This window comes from Legionella sp. km772 (genome assembly GCF_003989735.1).
Taxonomy (GTDB): Bacteria; Pseudomonadota; Gammaproteobacteria; order Legionellales; family Legionellaceae; genus Legionella.
The window spans coordinates 1-1,769 of the sequence record NZ_RZGQ01000314.1 but is presented as its reverse complement, the minus strand read 5'-3'; the positions used below and the strand labels follow the sequence as shown (position 1 = coordinate 1,769).

Sequence of the window (1,769 nt, the reverse complement as noted above, 5' to 3'; positions counted from 1 at the left end):
AAAAACTCATTTAAATCACTTTGCTATTAAGTACAAATTGATTCTTAGAGCGAACCAGATTGCTTGGCAGGAGCTTAAAAATATGGCAGCTTAAAATTGACCGTGCGTAACATGAGTAATTCAGCAATCTTAATTTTTGCGGCACTCAGCTCCTCAGATTCACTTACAGATAGGGCTTCAGAGGGCTTAACTCGGACAGCTTCTTCTAGTTCGACTATTTTAGCACGCAATAGTTCTAGTTGACGCTCAAGTGCTTCTTTGTCACTTTTACTAGACTCCCCTAATTCTACTAGTTTAGCTTTTTCTTGGGTTAAGAGGAGTTTTAAAGCCTCAATTTCCTTTTGCTTTGTGGCTTCTAGTTTTTGTTGTTTGAGGCGCTCTTGTGCTAAGGCAAGCTCTAAAGCTTCTTTTTCTCGTTGGTTTGTTGCTTCGAGTTCTTGTTGTTTTAGGCGCTCTTGGGTTAAGGCGAACTCTAAAGCTGCTTTTTCACGTTGGCTTGTTGCTTCGAGCTCTTGTTGTTTTAGGCGCTCTTGGGTTAAGGCGAGCTCTAAAGCTGCTTTTTCACGTTGGCTTGTTGCTTCGAGCTCTTGTTGTTTTAGGCGCTCTTGGGTTAAGGCAAGCTCTAAAGTTTCTTTCTCTTTTTGTCTTGTTGCTTCAAGTTCTAGAACTTTAGCGCGCTCTTGTTCTAATTGTACTCGTAGTTTAGGATTTTCATCCCCTAATAACTTAATTTGATGTTCTTCACATATATCATTAACAATGGAAGTAATAGTGCCATTTGAGGAAGTGTAGCTTAAGCCTAAAGGAGTCATGATTTCATTATTCACCATAGTACCTGATGCACAGAAATAATAACCATTAGATAAGCCTTTCAAATCAATTTTTAATGACTCTTCAGCCAAGTCGCTATAACTTACCCTATAATTTGCTGTTTTGAGGGTTTTTAATAGCTCCCTTAAATCAATTAGAAGGGTACTAAGTTCTTTTTTGCATTTAATTAATTCGTCTGGGGTAAAAGCGGTTTTACGAAGTAGCAGATCTTTTATAAATAGTGCTTCGTGTTTAAGATAAGCTAAAAAATGGATTCTATCTTTATAACTCTCAGTCGATTTTTCAATCATGGTTTCTAATGTTGCTTCCAGCGTTTCCAGATTTTCGGTATCGTACCGGAGTGAAGGGCCATTTTTTGCATGGATATCATGATTCGCGCGCAGGGTGCTAATTAATGAATTTAAAAGCTTTACTAATTTGGTCATTAAAAACTCCTTTTTATTACCTAAATAACAATTAAATGTGAAATTTAATTACAAGTGGGTTTTTCACTATATTAAATGTTTTTCATCAGTGCAAGTATCTTTAGGACAGAACATTATTTTAAAAAAAAATACATAAAGAGAGAGGACTGACTAATTATTCCTCTTAAACGGAGAATTAATTAGTTAAGCGTTGAGAGGCCACTTCAACTTCAGCTTTTAGGCTATCCATGCGATCTTTATACTTATGAGTAGTATGAGTTAGGGTTTTAGTCGCTGTTTGTTGTTCCTCAGCGTGGAGGCTTTTATTTTTCAATAATTTATTGAAATCTTTCACCAGATCATTGACCAAATGTTCATGTTGTTTAAACTCCCTTGCATAGCAAGAGGTAGGACTGTTAGCTAGGTCCGGGGATCTGGAACAAAATTCAGGAAAAATAAGAGCTATTCCCGGTTTGTTAGTTCATTCACCTTACTCTCAGAATGGCTTATCCACAAGTCCATAGGCCAGGAGAG

General features: G+C 37.0%; 2 protein-coding genes. Both read right to left on the bottom strand.

What is annotated here, in order from left to right:
• Nucleotides 1-74: 74 nt before the first annotated feature.
• Nucleotides 75-1,256, bottom strand: coding sequence for a hypothetical protein (locus ELY15_RS15560; RefSeq protein WP_127101644.1), 1,182 nt, complete (start codon nt 1,254-1,256; stop codon nt 75-77).
• A 175-nt stretch (nt 1,257-1,431) separates the two neighbouring features.
• Nucleotides 1,432-1,590: a hypothetical protein gene (locus tag ELY15_RS16305; RefSeq protein ID WP_158617525.1), complete on the bottom strand. Its 159-nt coding sequence runs from the start codon at nt 1,588-1,590 to the stop codon at nt 1,432-1,434.
• Between the last annotated feature and the right edge of the window lie 179 nt (nt 1,591-1,769).